The 17,200-nt window shown below is 36.9% G+C and carries 12 protein-coding genes and 2 pseudogenes; 1 reads left to right on the top strand and 13 read right to left on the bottom strand.

All coding sequences use genetic code 11. The annotated features are described in order from the left end of the window. Window positions 1–352: 352 nt before the first annotated feature. From BN67_RS11710 to tpiA, 8 genes and pseudogenes are all read right to left on the bottom strand, one after another. Window positions 353–1,138, bottom strand: a pseudogene (locus BN67_RS11710) (DnaB-like helicase C-terminal domain-containing protein); the annotation flags it as partial. Window positions 1,139–1,459: 321 nt separating this feature from the next. Continuing rightward, complete coding sequence (locus BN67_RS14845; protein WP_244427039.1) at window positions 1,460–1,570, bottom strand: hypothetical protein; 111 nt, start codon at window positions 1,568–1,570, stop codon at window positions 1,460–1,462. A gap of 896 nt (window positions 1,571–2,466) precedes the next feature. Further along, entirely contained in the window at window positions 2,467–2,883 is a 417-nt protein-coding gene (locus BN67_RS06120) for an NINE protein (protein WP_019223264.1), read from the bottom strand. Between the two features lie 100 nt (window positions 2,884–2,983). After that, complete coding sequence (gene eno, locus BN67_RS06115; protein ID WP_019223263.1) at window positions 2,984–4,252, bottom strand: phosphopyruvate hydratase; 1,269 nt, start codon at window positions 4,250–4,252, stop codon at window positions 2,984–2,986. Window positions 4,253–4,319: 67 nt separating this feature from the next. Continuing rightward, window positions 4,320–5,156 carry a 3-deoxy-8-phosphooctulonate synthase gene (kdsA, locus tag BN67_RS06110; RefSeq protein WP_019223262.1) on the bottom strand — a complete coding sequence of 279 codons (837 nt, stop codon included), beginning with the start codon at window positions 5,154–5,156 and terminating at the stop codon, window positions 4,320–4,322. Window positions 5,157–5,193: 37 nt separating this feature from the next. Further along, window positions 5,194–6,822 carry a CTP synthase gene (locus BN67_RS06105; RefSeq protein ID WP_019223261.1) on the bottom strand — a complete coding sequence of 543 codons (1,629 nt, stop codon included), beginning with the start codon at window positions 6,820–6,822 and terminating at the stop codon, window positions 5,194–5,196. A 127-nt stretch (window positions 6,823–6,949) separates the two neighbouring features. Then, a complete protein-coding gene (gene secG / locus BN67_RS06100) occupies window positions 6,950–7,396 on the bottom strand; it encodes a preprotein translocase subunit SecG (RefSeq protein WP_019223260.1) in 447 nt (148 codons plus the stop codon). A gap of 81 nt (window positions 7,397–7,477) precedes the next feature. Then, entirely contained in the window at window positions 7,478–8,242 is a 765-nt protein-coding gene (gene tpiA / locus BN67_RS06095; RefSeq protein ID WP_019223259.1) for a triose-phosphate isomerase, read from the bottom strand. A 153-nt stretch (window positions 8,243–8,395) separates the two neighbouring features. On the opposite strand from tpiA, the gene BN67_RS06090 reads away from it, so the two are divergent. Continuing rightward, window positions 8,396–10,285: a peptidyl-prolyl cis-trans isomerase gene (locus BN67_RS06090; protein WP_019223258.1), complete on the top strand. Its 1,890-nt coding sequence runs from the start codon at window positions 8,396–8,398 to the stop codon at window positions 10,283–10,285. Window positions 10,286–11,060: 775 nt separating this feature from the next. On the opposite strand, the gene BN67_RS06085 is transcribed toward BN67_RS06090, so the two are convergent. The 5 genes and pseudogenes from BN67_RS06085 to BN67_RS11700 form a co-directional block, all read right to left on the bottom strand. Next, a complete protein-coding gene (locus tag BN67_RS06085) occupies window positions 11,061–11,921 on the bottom strand; it encodes a phytoene/squalene synthase family protein (protein WP_019223257.1) in 861 nt (286 codons plus the stop codon). 1,932 nt (window positions 11,922–13,853) lie between these two features. Further along, on the bottom strand, window positions 13,854–14,240 hold the full coding sequence (locus BN67_RS06080) for an Mth938-like domain-containing protein (RefSeq protein ID WP_019223256.1): 387 nt from the start codon (window positions 14,238–14,240) through the stop codon (window positions 13,854–13,856). A 472-nt stretch (window positions 14,241–14,712) separates the two neighbouring features. Beyond that, window positions 14,713–15,138 carry a preprotein translocase subunit YajC gene (yajC, locus tag BN67_RS06075; RefSeq protein ID WP_019223255.1) on the bottom strand — a complete coding sequence of 142 codons (426 nt, stop codon included), beginning with the start codon at window positions 15,136–15,138 and terminating at the stop codon, window positions 14,713–14,715. Between the two features lie 394 nt (window positions 15,139–15,532). Further along, window positions 15,533–16,699 carry a M23 family metallopeptidase gene (locus BN67_RS06065; RefSeq protein ID WP_019223253.1) on the bottom strand — a complete coding sequence of 389 codons (1,167 nt, stop codon included), beginning with the start codon at window positions 16,697–16,699 and terminating at the stop codon, window positions 15,533–15,535. A 261-nt stretch (window positions 16,700–16,960) separates the two neighbouring features. Further along, window positions 16,961–17,200, bottom strand: a pseudogene (locus BN67_RS11700) (DNA adenine methylase); the annotation flags it as partial.

Raw genomic sequence — 17,200 nt, 5'->3', positions numbered from 1 at the left:
GGGAATAGGATTCTAAATACTGTACCTCATAATCACATTTTGGCTACTCGTTTTAGAGGAAAAGAATCATAGACCCTAGCCCTTACTGACCCACATTTTTAAGTGCAAAACACATTCTCTAACGCGCCAAGCAGACGCGGCTAAATAAGTCAAAACTATTAGAATCACAAAGGCTATTGTGAATTAACAGCTCTTTTCGAGGAGCTTTTTTTGCCATACCTGCCATCCAAACTGTCTCAACTTCTAAAAAGTCAAAATCCTTAAAGATATCTCGCACCGCATCACAATCATTCAGGCTTAAAACAAACTTGCCTTGCAGCCCATTGAGAACTTTTGCCATATGGACAAAATCCTCTTCAACAAAATCACCTTTGAGATAATATTCTCCACGATAAACAAACAGCACAACATCGGCATCTTGTTCAATGGAACCTGATTCTCGTAGATCGGCAAGCTGGGGACGTTTATCTGTTCGGTTTTCAACTTGGCGTGAGAGCTGTGAAAGAGCAATGATGGGGATATTGAGTTCTTTTGCCAAAGTTTTAAGCCCCATGGTAATCGCTGTGATTTCTTGAACACGGTTTTCTGAAGAACGTTTTGCGCTACTTGTCATTAACTGGATATAATCAATGACTAAGACACCCAAACCATGTTGGCGTTTGAGACGCCTTGCACGGGCGGATAATTGGGCAAGGGAGATACCACCAGTTTGGTCGATATAAAGGGGTATTTTTTGTAAATGATGCGTTGCACGAATAATTTTGCTCAATTGCTCTTCTGAGAGATTGCCTCGTCGAATATCACAAGAAGAGACCTCTGTTTGTTCAGAGATAATACGGGTTGCAAGTTGTTCTGATGACATTTCCAATGAGAAAAAGCCAATAATCCCTCCTTCATGGTCTTGCGAGGGATCTTTGATTTTCTCACTACGATAATGAGCATTGGCAATATGAAAGGCAATATTGGTAGCAAATGCAGTTTTACCCATCCCTGGGCGCCCAGCTATGATAATCAAATCGGATGGCTGCAACCCTCCCATTTTTTCATCCAATGTTTTTATATGGGTCGCTAATCCTGAAAGCCTTGAGGAGCGCTTTTTAGCAGCGCTCGCCATGTTCAGTGCTTTTGCAATGGCTGTTATATATTGCCTCTAAAAATAGATAATCATCAATAGGTGAAAATCTTTTTTGTTTTTGGAGCATTTTGGGTTGATTTTGGCATCAATTGAACTTTTGAATTGATTTTTTTCAAAGGGTTTTCAAAGACCTTTCAAAGCCTTCTTTCATTTTTGCTACAAAATTGCAATTTTTATCATTTTTCGCATTTTTTTCCAATTTTAGGTATCAAAATCTATTTTGACAAAATACGCATTTAATGGTAAAAATTATACATAAAAACAACAAATTACCACCTATTCCTAACTAATCCCACCTCTTCTCACTTACTGCAAAACCTACTGTCAAACTACAACTATAAAATCAATAAATGCCCAAGGAACAGATATATAAGCCCCCAAAATGCTTGTAATTAAAAGAAGCATTAAGATACCTATTCCTACTTTGTTGACCATAAAACGGTGAATACCCAATACTCCTCCCAAAAAAACAAACAACCGCTAGCGTCCTTCTTGATTGCTCTGATCGATTTGCAAGAGAAATAGAGGTGATGAATTTAATGGTATCACCTTCATATACAAAACCGATGACACCCCCCACCTTAGGTGCAGTTTCTCCTAACCAAGCCGCAGTCGTAAACCCATAACGCTTACCATCATCACCGGAAACAAGATAAGTCTCTTGCTCTGACCAATAATTTTACTTCTTACCTTCAGAAGCTATAAAATTGTTATACATAAAAAAGCTTTTCTTCTCATTCGATAATGTATTGATAAAACATACTGCGTAAATACAAGATGTATTCACCATCATAAACACATTAATTAAAACTTCCCCTACTATAAAATAAGTAAAACTTTAATTGATATGGACTTTTATTTTATCCATACAGAATAACATAGGCATTCATTTTTTATCAACTATGCATGATTTTTATCAACACACTGCTCTTCGATATATCAAATAAAGCGGTTATTTTATATAAAAAAACATGCCACCTATAAAGAAGTTATTTTTTATTTGATAATATGCTAATGAATGCCACGGCATAAATACAATTGGTACTCACCGTGATAAATGTGAAATTAAAATAGCTTGCCCCTAATGGTCCAATTTCCCCACTTCTATAAACAAAGATACAAAATACACCTTTATCGATTCATATCTCTATCCTGTTAATAGGAAAATAGCACAATCTCTTGCAATATTTTTACCTAACTCTGCACTCTCTATTTTTATGAACCTATAATCGTAAAATAAATATATCTCAGCCATATGGCATTACACACTTATAGTATAAAGTAGACCACATGACCTACTTTATATACTTTGTATTGAATGTATATTTTTACTAATTTGTAATTTGATTCCCGTCCTTGTCCGTAAACTTCCCCGCAACAATAACTATAAAATCAACAATTACCCAAATCCCCGTAATCATCAACCCAAAAAGTGTTAAGGATAGAACAAGCATCAAAACACCAGTGCCAGTTTTACCAACCATAAAGCGATGAACACCAAATAGACCAGCAACCCAACAAATGAGTGCAAGCATCGCTTTTGAAGTTCCAGATGAAGTCATCGATTCTTGCTGCAATAATGGAAAAACAGAACTAACAGAATCTCCTTCACACACAAAATCAACGGAATCCCCAACTCTAGGTGGCTTCTTGCCTAACCAATCCCAAGTCGCAAACTGATAACGCTTACCATCCTCACCAGAAACGAGATAAGTCCCTTGATCCTGACTAATAATTATACCTTTCATCTTTAACACCTACAAAATCTACTTCATATATTCACACAAAAACTGAATCATATAATCCATAATGAATACAACAATCTAAAAATCTTACGATTCTTAACTATCAACGCTGCAAATTACCAGCATAACGAGCTTGTTTTCCAAGCATTTCTTCAATACGAATGAGCTGATTATATTTTGCTAATCTGTCTGAGCGTGCAAGTGAACCGGTCTTGATCTGCCCACAGTTGGTTGCAACTGCAAGATCTGCAATAAAAGAATCTTCTGTTTCACCTGAACGATGAGAGATAATCGCACGATAGCCTGCTTTATGTGCTGTTTCTACAGCATCAAGTGTCTCACTCAATGTGCCAATCTGATTCACTTTGATAAGAATAGAATTCGCCACCCCCATTTTAATACCATCATGCAACCGCACGGAATCTGTCACAAACAAATCATCGCCAACAAGCTGACACTGTTGACCAATCGAATCCGTAAGCAACTTCCAACCATCCCAATCGTCTTCAGCCATCCCATCTTCAATTGTAATAATAGGATAGGCCTTAATCAACTGCGCCAAATAATCGACCTGTTCCCCAACATCACGACACTTTCCCTCACCTTTATAAAAATACGAACCATCTTTATAAAGTTCGGTCGCAGCACAATCTAAACCAAGAGCAATCTGTTCACCTGGTTTATAGCCACATGCTATTATAGACTCCATTATAAAGTCGATTGCCTGTTCGGCACTTTTAAATTGCGGTGCGAAACCACCTTCATCACCAACACTGGTATTATGCCCGGCATCTTTTAAACGTCTTTTTAACGTATGAAAAACTTCAGCACCATAACGAATGGCTTCTTTCCAAGTAGGTGCTCCAACTGGAATAATCATAAATTCTTGAAAATCAATGGGGTTATCAGCATGAACACCACCATTAATGATATTCATCATTGGTGTTGGAAGAACATGTGCTTGTGTCCCACCAATATAACGATATAAGGGCAAGTTCAATGATTCTGCCGCCGCTTTTGCAACAGCCAATGAAACACCAAGAAGTGCATTGGCACCAAGACGCGCTTTGTTTGGCGTTCCATCCAAAGCAATCAGCGCTTGATCGATAGCGATCTGATTTCTTGCATCCCACCCACCAAGTTCTTCAAGAATTTCGCCATTGACTGCAGCAACCGCTTTTTCAACACCTTTTCCTTGATAGCGCGGACCTCCATCACGAATCTCGATGGCTTCATGTGCCCCTGTTGAGGCTCCTGAAGGAACAAGAGCGCGTCCAAAAGCTCCATCCTCCAAATGAACATCAACCTCTACTGTTGGATTCCCTCGACTATCAAGAACTTCACGTCCAATGATATCAACAATTATCGTCATGTGCTTTTCCTATCCAACAAAAATCTCACTTCATCTTAATGCAATGAGGATGAAACATTTTCTTTATTCAATTCATTTTTTTCGACAGATAATCAAATTCCATTAAAGTCTCAAGCAATCTTTGGAGATGATCAATTTTAATCATATTCGGCCCATCAGAAGGTGCATTATCAGGATCTTGATGCGTTTCTAAGAAAACACCTGCCACCCCAACAGAAACAGCTGCACGCGCCAAAACTTCCACAAATTGGCGCTGTCCCCCAGAGGAATCACCTTGACCACCAGGTTCTTGAACAGAATGCGTCGCATCAAAAATAACAGGCGCCCCAAATGAACGCAAAATAGGCAATGAACGCATATCAGAAATAAGTCGGTTATAACCAAATGATGTTCCTCGTTCGCAAAGCATAACATTAGAGTTCCCGTTTTGCGTAACCTTTCTTAAAACATTCTCCATATCCCACGGCGCCAAAAATTGACCTTTTTTAATATTAATAATACGCCCTGTTTTTGCTGCTGCCACCAAGAGATTCGTTTGACGACATAAAAAAGCTGGTATTTGTAAAACATCAACCGTGGAGGCAACAATCGCGCAGTGCTCTTCTGTATGCACATCTGTCAATATTGGACAACCAAATTCCTTCTTCAGATCAGAAAAAATAGCCATTGCTTTTTCAAGACCAATACCACGTGCTGCATTCAAGGACGTTCTGTTGGCTTTATCGTAACTGGATTTATAAACAAATCCAATGCCAACCTGATCTGCAATCGTCTTAATCCTGCCAGCCATTTCAAAAGCATGATCACGACTTTCCATCTGGCACGGTCCTGCAATCAATGAAAGAGGAGATTCATTTGAAAAAGCAACATTTTTTACCTTCACAACAGCATTTGGTTTCGACATTTTATCCCTCAAAAAAGCAAATAACCCAAATTATACATTAAACCAATCTACTCTGTTCCACAGCGGCTTCAATGAAAGAAGAAAAAAGTGGATGCGGATTAAATGGGCGTGATTTTAACTCTGGATGATACTGAACACCAATGAACCAAGGGTGATCTGCATATTCTATTGTTTCTGGTAAAACACCATCAGGCGACATACCAGAAAAAATTAAACCACATTTTTCCAACATATCTTTGTAATCAGTATTGACTTCATAACGATGACGATGCCGCTCGCAAATCTTTGTTGTTCCATAAATTTTTGCTATATGGCTGCCTTCCTCTAGTTTGGCTACAAAAGCACCAAGACGCATCGATCCACCAAGATTTCCACATTTTGTACGCGTCTCAAGAACATCCCCTTTCAGCCATTCTGTCATGAGGCCCACAATCGGATTTTGAGTCTCATAAAACTCACTTGATGAAGCACTCTCAATATGTGCAATATTGCGTGCAGCCTCTATACAGGCCAATTGCATACCAAGACAAATCCCTAGAAACGGAATTTTACGTTCACGTGCAAATTGAATCGCTTGAATTTTACCTTCTGTGCCACGCGATCCAAAAGCACCAGGAACCAAAATGCCATGAACTTTTTGCAGATAAGAAGCAGGATCTTCTCTTTCAAAAAGCTCTGAATCAATCCACTCAATATTAACCTTTACTTTATTGGCTAAACCACCATGTGCAATTGCTTCGATAAGAGATTTATAAGCATCCTTCAGTCCGGTATATTTCCCAACAACAGCAATTGTAACCTCCCCTTCGGGATGATGAATTCGATGGGAAATATCTTTCCAACGATCCATTTGGGGCTCACGCTCAGGATTTATTCCAAAAGCAGAAAGAACTTCTGAATCTAGTCCCTCTTTATGATATGCTATGGGCACATCATAAATTGTTGGCATATCCAATGCCTGAATCACAGCACTTGGACGCACATTACAAAAAAGTGATAATTTTCCCCGCTCTGTTTCCGGAATAGGCCTATCTGCGCGCACCAGCAAAATATCAGGAGAAATACCAATTGATTGTAATTCCTTGACGGAATGTTGTGTTGGTTTCGTCTTTAATTCACCAGCCGAATGAATATAAGGCATTAAGGTCAGATGCACATAAACAGCACTTTGCTTTGGTAATTCATTATGAATCTGACGAATCGCTTCAAGAAAAGGCATTGCCTCAATGTCACCAACTGTTCCGCCTATTTCACACAAAACAAAATCAAACTCGTCATTTCCTTTAGTTATGAATCTCTTAATTTCATCGGTAACATGAGGAATAACTTGAACTGTAGCGCCTAAATAATCACCACGTCGTTCTCGCTCAATAATATTTTGATAAATACGCCCCGTCGTAATATTATCTTGGCTATTCGCAGAACGCCCGGTAAAACGTTCATAATGACCAAGATCAAGATCCGTTTCTGCACCATCATCGGTGACAAACACCTCACCATGTTGGTAGGGTGACATCGTACCTGGATCAACATTCAAATAAGGGTCAAGTTTGCGAAGCCGTACGCGATAGCCACGAGCTTGCAATAATGCAGCTAACGCCGCAGCTGCGATGCCTTTTCCAAGAGAAGAAACCACACCACCAGTAATAAAAACATAACGTGCCATGGGATTACGATGATAAGTCGTTTATAATGATTTTTCCAGAAAAAAATGCAAAAAGAAACAATTTTTCTTTTCCAAAATAAAAAAGGTGTAAAAAACACCTTTTTCAAATCTATACTTTCTTAAAAAACTATTTTGCATCACTCTCTGGCACTGGATTTTCAAGGGCGGGTGGAACTGGGTTTTCAATTTCAAAATCCGTAGCCTTATCTTGATCTTGAGGTGGAACATCTCCTAATTGCTCAAGAATAGAAGGTTGCGCCCCACTCTCTGATCGTGGCGTTGATTCTAAAGCCCCTTTCTCTGTCGTTTGTTTTGAATTCACTGGAACACGCTTGAGAATATCAGAACTGGAGTTCGATATACTCCCTACCACGGTAAGTCCAATAGACACAGCAAAAAAACAACATGCTAAGATAGCCGTAAAACGGGTTAACGGATTTTTGGTCCCACGTGTTTTCATTAATCCTGAACCGCTGCTCACACCAAGCCCGCCACCTTCTGAAGGCTGAATTAATATAACACCGATCAAAGTAATAACAATCAAAAAATGGATAACGATAAGTACTGTTTGCATAAACCCTGCTCTTCAAATAGATATTCACGGCTATTTACACATAAATAACACATAATCCAAGGGGGAACCAAGATTCTTCTGTTACAATTTGTGACAAACATCACAAATTGTTAAAAAATCGACTGCTTTTAAACTTGCCCCTCCTATCAAAGCACCATTAACATGCTCCGTTCTCAAAAGCTCAAATGCATTGGATGGCTTGACTGAACCACCATAAAGCAGTCGCATCTTGTTTCCTTCATCGCCAAAACGAGAACGTATTTTGTCACGAATAAAACTGTGTACCTCTGCAATATCTGCTGAAGTAGCCGTATTTCCAGTCCCTATAGCCCATATAGGCTCATAAGCAATAATGATATTTTGTGCTGTTGCACCATCTGGTAAAGATCTCTCAAGCTGCCGTGTGAGCACATCCAATACGCTCTTGTTTTTACGCTCCTCCAATGTTTCACCAATACAAACAAGCGCAACAAGATCTGCCCGCCACGCCGCCTGCACTTTAGCACAAACAAGCACATCACTCTCCTGATAAATTATGCGACGTTCTGAATGCCCAACAATCACATGGCTAGCTCCTGCTTCTTTCAGCATAAAAGCTGAAATATCTCCCGTATAAGGACCATAATCATCAAAATGGCAATCTTGCCCCCCTAAGAGAAGAGATTCCTCACCAAGTGTATCAAAAGCACGCGATAAAAGTGTTGCTGGAACACAAATAAGTGCTTCAAAAAAACGGTCTAAATCCGAGCGAATACCAAAAGCAATTTCATGCAACTCTCCCAATGATTCACCTGTTCCATTCATTTTCCAATTTCCAGCGATAAAAGGCCGAATATTTGGAGACATATCTTCACCTCAAAAATGATCCATCATATTGTTTATCTTTAGCTATCAAATTATAAAATGAAAGCAAGTCTTTAAACTTGCATCTTTCGTATCTTTATTGCAAATTCTGTTACTGTTTTGATGATAACTCATGATAAAAAATGGAATTAAACGATGCTTGACATCATAAGAAATGCCACAAACTCTTGGATTTCCAGGATTTTTCTTGCTATTTTACTCTTATGCTTCATCCTTTTATGGGGAATCCCACAATTACATACAAAAAGTGAAAGAGATCTGATTACTTCTGGAAAATCGACTATCACTGTCGATAATTATCGTCTCGCACTCGCTGATCAAAGCACACGTTTAGCATTTGCCTCTCACCTTGGACGGATGTTCACAACAAATGAAATCCAGCAATACAGAATTCCCGCCTTTGTTTTCAATCAGTTACAACAAAATGTTTTATTTGATGAACAAGCACGTAAAATGAAAATTGGCCTCTCAAAAGATACAATAGCGCGTCTTCTTGGGACTGATCATATTTTTCAAATGAATGGCACTTTTGATCAAAATTTATTTCGCAACTATCTTCAGTATTTACGTGTTAACGAAAATAATTTCCTGCATTATTACACCCAAAAACAGAAGCGTCACCAGCTCATTTCAGCTTCACTATCCGGAATGAAAGCACCAGACCTCTTTTATAAAGCACTCGCTCTTTATCAACAAGAAACACGCATTGCTGATTATCTCGTTATTGATCTAAAAGAGAAGAAAACAATTCCCGACCCCGATCAAGAAGTATTACAGAAATGGTTTGAAACGCATCACAATGAATTTCGGACTCCTGAATACCGTACCGTCTCTTTATTATCTATGACAGTAAAAGATATTATAAAACCCAATGATATCTCAGTTGATGAGGCTAAAGCTTATTATACCCAAAATACTTTGCGTTTTGTAACTCCTGAAAAACGTACTATTGAAGAGCTACGCTTCCCTACACGCGAAGCTGCTGATCATGCAGCAAAAAAAATAGCAGATGGATTAAATTTTGATGAACTGGTTAAAGCTGAAAAAAAGACTCTTGATGACATCAAAAAAGGGCCTTTCATAGAAAGTGAACTTCCTAATCATCTTGCCTCTGAGATTTTTGAACTTAAACAAGGGCAAATCAGTCATGTGATCAATGATTTACAAGGTCCTGTTATCGTTCGTGTAACCCATATTGAACCTTCAACCTCCATTCCTTTTGAAAAGGTAGAAGCAGATATTCGCCAAACACTTGCAAAAAATCGTGCTATGGATGAGATCCGTAACGATTATACAGCAATTGAAAATGCACGTTTTGAGGGCGCTTCTCTCAAAGAAATCGCTGATCAGTATAAATTATCTCTGCGTACAATCACTATTGATAACACAGGAAAAACAATTGAAGGAATGATACTCACGGATTTACCTCAGAAGGATATTTTGCTCAATGCACTTTATCAAGCAAAGGAAGAGGTTGATCTTGATCCACTCTTTCTTCAGCAAGGTGGATATATTTGGTATAAAGTAGACAAAATTATTCCTGCTCGTGATAAAACACTTGAAGAAGCCAAGCAAGATGTACTTTCTCAGTGGAAAAATGAAGAAACCCAACGCCTTCTTGATGAAAAAGCCAAAGATATTCTCAAACAACTTCATGAAGGAAAAAGTCTTGTTTCCCTCGCCCATGCTCTTGGTATCACAAAACAAACAACACAGGCTTTACGGCGCCAAGATTCATCTGAAGTTCTCGGAACTGAAGGTATGAAAGCATTATTTTCTCATCCTAAAAATCATTATGGTATAGTCAAAAGCCCAGTTGCAACAAACCGCATCATTTATCAAATAAAAACCATAACCGTGCCTAACGATATCACTTCTCATACTCTTTCGCCTGATATCCGTACCAATATAGATATGATGATAAGAGAAGATCTAAAATTAGAAATGCTGCAAGTGGCTCATAAAGAACACCCTTTAGAAATTAATAGCACTCTTTATAATCAAATCGTCAACACTCTTCAGTAAACAATGTTGTAAATGCGTTGTGCTCTTTAGATGATAAAATCGTCATAAAAGTTTCTTTTACGATTAAAAAATAAATGAGACTTCTTTTTTGTTCACATCAAAGTGAACAACAGCTGTATAAACAATAATATTTTCTGCAAACTTACGAGTTTGCAGAAAATAATAAGATGTGATTGAAAGAAGTATATAAAATAAGGTAACCTGTATAAACGGCCCTAACCTCTATGATGTTATCATCACAAACAGCAATGATGTATCATTCTATAAGTCTATACAGGAAACATTTATCTCAAAATTCAGATTTTTCTATAACCATTAGAAGTAGACTTTTCTTAATAAAGAGAGGAGTTATATTTTATAAATGATTATGTAACATTGATCTGTTAAAACAGTGAACATAAAAACCAATACCATCAGAAATAAGCAAGGTATTTTGCAGATTTATTCGGTGTATTGTGTTCTCTCAATCAAAGTCACTCAAAACTCTTGAGCAAGTGCGCGCTCTCTCTGCAATGGATTTTTTTGTATATCTTGTTTACCTTTTACTAAGAAGCGCACATAAGATTACGAATACAAAGCACTCAATAATAAAATGCATCATCAATAAAGAAAATATACGACGCCATTTATCTTATGAGAATGATTTCTTACGACTCTAAGTCCGGTATCATCAACACATAAGCAATATTTGTCAAATAAAAAGAAGAATTGGGATTCATAACATTCCATTGCCTCCAACAGATGTATCTGTGTTTTCGTTTCTTATAATACTCTTTTATCCTATCTTTGGAAGATGACCGCTTATTGCTGCTCTTGTTATCAACCAATAGCGATGAAGCAATGATAAGGTTGCGCTTTCTTGAAAAACGATTGCTCCCAACTGTACTGCTTTTTGAAGAGATGCAGGTATAACTGCCAATGGAAGAAATGCTGGTTTCAGCGTTTTAGGTATCGTCATGTAGTGCTCATAAAACTTGCTATAATGATCTTGCGATAACGCTACCATCACTTCAATAATATTGCATTTTTGTTTGTCATTCACACGATTGGTCTCTAACTCTTCCCTACCTACTCCTACAGTCTTGAGCATATCATCAGGCAAATAATATTGGTATCGTGATTGTATGAATGATAAAAGACGCAACACACCGCTTAACCCTTGAGCAATTCCTCCATCTTTATAAATATCTGTAAAATCTTTTGCAGTATCAGGATCTAATATCTGGCACGAAAGCTGTAAAACTATACTCGCTGTCTCTCTACAGTAAACTTTAAGATCATGAAGCGTTGCAGTTGGATTGTGATAAAGATCTGAAATCTGTGCATTACAATAACGTAAAAAGCTTTCTCTAGGTAAATTAAACCGCTGCATTGCTGTAAATAAATCACTTAAAATCGGATTATTTATACCATCTTGTATTTTACCACTCGCGATAGTATCATACCACCAACGTAATCGTATCTCGCCAATAAGTGGGTCGTGTACAGTTTCACGAATACGCGCAATCTCTACATTAAAAGCGTAAAGTGCAGCCAATGCTCTGCGCTTTTTTTTAGGTGCGAATAAAACTGATATATAGCGATCACGATCTGCAACACGTAAAATATCAAAACAATAAGGAAGAGAGTGTATCATTCTACAATACCTATGGGGTTCCCTTTTAGCGCTTCATCTTCTCTTTTTCTGCACATTTAAAAATGGGTGATGAACCAACATAGCTGGAATAACATTTTCAAACCTATTCTCATCCTCTTACAAATATTATAATTTAATGCTTATTTTCTAGGTGCATTTTATGCACACCAATATACGAAAACATTATACTTCTAAAAAACCATCTTTAAACTATAGTATAAGTACTTAATCGTGAAGGCTTATAAATGAATAAATAGTTATAAAAGTTTATTGTTCACACACATATTTCTACTAAAATGAACAGTGATTATCTTGAAATGCGTGGAGTTACATGCGTCAAATTTTATTCATACAATATTTTTATATATTCATAAGGAAAGCTGTTTGCTTTTTAAAGTCACCATGCCCAATAAACGTGTACTATAACGTTATGAAGAAACGAAGTAAAATACTGATGCGTTCTTTCATGATTTAAAAGTCCAATATACTGCTACCTGTTTGTTCAGAGTAACTCAAACACAATGTACACAAAATAAAAAACGCGGCAAAAGATAAATACTCTTCAAACGTTATCAAACTTGTTGATCACAAAAAGGCTGTCACTGAAACATTATCGCATCCACCTTCTAAATATTAGACTGGGAACTGGGAACTGGGAACTGGGAACTGGGAACTGGGAACTGTAATGCTCACATTAAAGAATGCAAAACCTTTTAAGACTTATTTTCATTATTTCCTCTCTTTTCATTTAACAGAATTTCATTCCTTCTTATAACTCTTCTCTTATATCTTCCACTATGTAGCCCTCAAAAAAAAATCTCATACCAACTGCTTTCAATAAGTTACTTTTTTGAGTATACTCCTAGCATCCCCATATTAAACTTTCCCCTACCACTAGCCGGTATTTTATTATATTGAAATTCATGTGATTAACAAAAGCCTGTTTGCGGCAAAACACCTTCATAATCGTAATTATGAGACCATGTTTGCATTTTCTGCATATGGTATAATGTGATAATATCGCTCCCAATCCTATAATAGCTTTCAATATATAGAGATTTCTTTATTATCTCCTTCTCAATTTCTGTTTCTTTCTAATCTGCAAGCCGGTGATTATATCTGTCAACTCCAATGCTATGACAGCTTTTACATTAAGATCATTCACAAAAGGCGTTTATTCTTTTCTTCAATGTTTTTACCCACACACTGAGCCTTCTTTTTAAAATATAAAAAATAATTTTGATTATTGTATCATAAGAGAAGAAATGAAAAAAAGTACTTCGTTTGAAGCTCGCTTTCAATATGAAAAACAATAAACTATGATTATAAATCAATATCTTATCTTAAAAAAACAACATATGATATCGCTTTAGAAGTGAAAGACTTTAAATGACAAAGTCTCGTTTAATTCACAAAGTATAAAAAATTCATTTTAACATGACGGAAACAAAATTTGTTAGCAAAAATCAAATAAAAAAGAGCCGTCTTGTGATTGACAACAACAATATCACCAATGAAAAATATTCCTCTTGAAATCCAAGGTATCTTATGAGAAGCAAATCTGATCTTGATGATGTATATTTGTATCAAGTACCGTTATGCCATAACATCCCCTTTTAGATAAAAACAAAGACAAAAACTTACAGCGGTGAATGAAATACTTTCTGCTCCCTAAGCTATGAATTTAAAATATTTTTTAGCAAAATCATTAAACAAGCAGTAATTATTCCAAAGTTACTATTGCCATACAAGATCGTCATGAAACTCCATCTTTCCAGAAAATTATGGAATTTCTTTAAGACGATTGATCAAAAGAATCGCTAGAGAATAAAAAGCCCTCAAAATTAAAAACATAGATAAAATTCAATAGCACCTAATGGCCATTCAATTTTCCTCGTTTTAATGAGGAGATTCATTTCATTAAATGATCCATCATTCTACCGCAAATAATAATGCAGCAACTGCACGATCTTCAGCAAGCAAAACATTAAATGTCCGCACTGCAGCTCCCGTACTCATTGTATCTGATGAAATACGCTTTTCCCCTAAAAGCACCCGTAACTCTTCGGGTAATCGCAATAATTCAACACCAGTACCTATTAACAAAACCTCAATCTCAGATGATTCTGCTAAAATACGAGACATATCCTCTTTCGTGGGAATAGGCCTTACCATATCGATACCATAAATACCTGATGGTACACAAATAATAGAACCTCTATGTGACATATCAGCAAAACGAAAACCGCCATTTCCATAAGCATCAATCGGTGCACGCCTTGGAAAATGTGCCTCTCGAACTTGAATTGCATGGAACATAAATTAAGTATCCTTCATTTTAAATTCAATTGCGTTTTTTCTCCATCGATCAAAATCAGCAAAAAACAGTCACAAGCATTGGTATCTCAATAATAACCCACATAGCAATATTAACTACAACTCTTTTCATACAAGAATATCACTCTAAAACACAATAAGCACTCAATAAAAGTTATCTGAGATATTATGAATAAAATGCAATCTCATACTCTCGTCCATTGAATTAACGAACTCTGCCTATTCTCTAAAAACAAGAAACCTCTCTTATACAAAACAAACAGACAACCATCACCCCCTATGGAAATAACTGTTCTTTAATTCTATAAAAACAAAATGATCACGTCCGTTCATCAACTCTCACACCATTCATACAGTGAAATAACTTTTATCCCCCCTTTGTATATAACTCATTATAAAAGGACATAATAAAACCGTAATTATAGCTTAAGATTGGCTCTTTTTTGATGTCTCTTCATTCCTCTTTAGAGGCACTCACATTTTTTTCTGTTGTGGTTTTAGACTTCGACTTCTGCACTGCTTTTGTTTTAACTACTGGTTTTGACTTCTTTTCTGCAACGGGTTCGCCTTTAACACGAACCTCAGACAATGTTGAACGGATAATGCGAATACGCATACCTTCACAAATTTCAACCTCTAATTCACCGCTTTCATCGTAAACTTTCGTCACCTTACCGATAACACCACCGCCTGTAATAACAGTATCACCACGACGCACAGCATTAAGCATTTCCTGACGTTTTTTCATTTGTGCGCGCTGTGGACGAATGATAAAAAAATACATAATTGCAAAAATCAGAATGAATGGGACAAAATTAACAAGTGAGAACCCATTAGAAACACCGCCTGCAGCTTGAGCATAAGCGTTCGTATTAAACATTTTAATCTCCTATAGACTAAACTTCAAATATTTCACTCTACTTCAATAAATTTTCAGCTCAAAAAATCCCATAGAACCACTTATACAAAGTGATAGCTACACACTGTACTCATAATTTTATAAGAAAGGTAATAAACCTCCTTAAGAGCGAGAAAGCAACAAGAAAGAACGCAGAAAATAGATCCATTTCTTCTCTGATATAGCATAAATATGAGCACTCTCACACATCGGAAAATAAATAATACAAAACAATTTTCTTCCTTCTCATAAAGCCAAACTCATCACACTCACTCAAAGAAGTGATTTTTTTTTGCTGAATACCATTTGATTTTAATGACATTATTTGTTTTTTTGAAAAATACACTATAGATTTTTAAAATAAAGGCATCATAAACTAGTTTTCTAAATATTTAATAGGATCAACAGGGAGTGAATTTTTACGCACCTCAAAATAAACGCGTGGAGTATTCACATTTCCTGAAATACCAGATTTAGCAATCTCATCACCACGTCGCACTCTCTGCCCTTTGTTTACAACAAGCTTACTATTACATCCATAAATAGTAATAATATTGTTTTCATGTCGAATCATCACAACATTACCGAGCTCTTTTAACCCATCACTCGCATAGATAACCACACCATTTTCTGCCGCCTTTACCGATGACCCTTCAGGCACAGCAATATCTATTCCTCTATTCGTTGTTATCCCTTGTTTTTGACCAAATTGACTTAATAAACGCCCTCGCACTGGCCAACGCATCTTAGAAATACCCGTAGCTTGTGGAAGAATACCATTATCTGTATTTGTAATAATACCTGACGAATCAGTTCTATGATTCGACTGTATCATCTGTCTGGAAGAGTTTTTTTCAATATTTTGCTTATTTGTTTTTGCAGAAGGTGTGCTTGTTACAGGAGCTTTATAGATAGGTTTAACCTTATGCCTTACGGAAGATGTAGCTTGAGATTGGAGGGAAGATTCTGCCGTTGAGGCCACTAAATGACCACTATAGAGGCTCGAAGAAGCTACTGTACGCCTATTTGGGACCATAAGGACCTGACCAATATAAATGGAATCGTTACCTATATTATTTGCTAATTTTAATGCCTCAACACTTATTCCTATTTGCCGTGCAATACTTAACAGCGTATCCCCACTCTGCACAATGTAAGAATTTTTCTGGAGAACAGGAGAGTTATCCATTTGTGAGCGAGAAAGTGTTCCAAGATTCCTTGGTGGTGCCCCCATAATTCGACTATCAGTAGCAAACATCTCATTTTGTCGTGAAGAGTTATACGAAGCATTATCATCAATCCATGAATCATCACTGGGCTCCACAGGTGGCAATTCAGTGCTTTCTATCACACCACCATACGATAACATTTGTGGATCTGTAGCCATAGGCATATTCGACCGTGTAGAAACCGAACGATTAGGAAAAATATGGGAAAAACGTTGCGTACCAGAACTACAGCCCGCCAAAACCGTAACCACCACTAAAAAAGCCACTCTCTGAAAATAACACAGAAAGAAACTACCCAAAACTTTTAAATACATAGTTTTGCCCACTTACCAATACTCAATTCACCCTATTAAAACTTTTTAATATTACTTAAGGGTTAAAATACCACATTACACGAAATATAATTTTTTGTTTTCTTTATATATATTAGAAGTTTGGGATTTCTAAGTTTACGTTTGGGAATAGGATTTTGAATACTATACTCCGTAACCACATTTTGGCTACTCGTTTTAGAGGAAAAGAATCATAGACCCTAGCCCTTACTGACCCATATTTTTAAGTGCAAAAAACATTCTCTAACGCGCCAAGCATACGCGGCTAAATAAGTCACAACTGTTAGAATCACAAAGACTATTGTGAATTAACAGCTCTTTTCGAGGAGCTTTTTTTGCCATACCTGCCATCCAAACTGTCTCAACTTCTAAAAAGTCAAAATCCTTAAAGATATCTCGCACCGCATCACAATCATTCAGGCTTAAAACAAACTTGCCTCGCAGCCCATTGAGAACTTTTGCCATATGGACAAAATCCTCTTC

The organism is Bartonella rattaustraliani AUST/NH4, from assembly GCF_000312565.1.
Classification (GTDB): Bacteria; Pseudomonadota; Alphaproteobacteria; order Rhizobiales; family Rhizobiaceae; genus Bartonella; species Bartonella rattaustraliani.
This window is presented reverse-complemented; position numbering and strand designations above follow the sequence as displayed.

Bases quoted from the DNA above. Each gene is read 5' to 3' on its own strand.
- BN67_RS14845 (WP_244427039.1), bottom strand. From the start codon at position 1,570: ATGGTCAACAAAGTAGGAATAGGTATCTTAATGCTTCTTTTAATTACA.
- BN67_RS06120 (WP_019223264.1), bottom strand. From the start codon at position 2,883: ATGAAAGGTATAATTATTAGTCAGGATCAAGGGACTTATCTCGTTTCT.
- eno (WP_019223263.1), bottom strand. From the start codon at position 4,252: ATGACGATAATTGTTGATATCATTGGACGTGAAGTTCTTGATAGTCGA.
- kdsA (WP_019223262.1), bottom strand. From the start codon at position 5,156: ATGTCGAAACCAAATGCTGTTGTGAAGGTAAAAAATGTTGCTTTTTCA.
- BN67_RS06105 (WP_019223261.1), bottom strand. From the start codon at position 6,822: ATGGCACGTTATGTTTTTATTACTGGTGGTGTGGTTTCTTCTCTTGGA.
- secG (WP_019223260.1), bottom strand. From the start codon at position 7,396: ATGCAAACAGTACTTATCGTTATCCATTTTTTGATTGTTATTACTTTG.
- tpiA (WP_019223259.1), bottom strand. From the start codon at position 8,242: ATGTCTCCAAATATTCGGCCTTTTATCGCTGGAAATTGGAAAATGAAT.
- BN67_RS06090 (WP_019223258.1), top strand. From the start codon at position 8,396: ATGCTTGACATCATAAGAAATGCCACAAACTCTTGGATTTCCAGGATT.
- BN67_RS06085 (WP_019223257.1), bottom strand. From the start codon at position 11,921: ATGATACACTCTCTTCCTTATTGTTTTGATATTTTACGTGTTGCAGAT.
- BN67_RS06080 (WP_019223256.1), bottom strand. From the start codon at position 14,240: ATGTTCCATGCAATTCAAGTTCGAGAGGCACATTTTCCAAGGCGTGCA.
- yajC (WP_019223255.1), bottom strand. From the start codon at position 15,138: ATGTTTAATACGAACGCTTATGCTCAAGCTGCAGGCGGTGTTTCTAAT.
- BN67_RS06065 (WP_019223253.1), bottom strand. From the start codon at position 16,699: ATGTATTTAAAAGTTTTGGGTAGTTTCTTTCTGTGTTATTTTCAGAGA.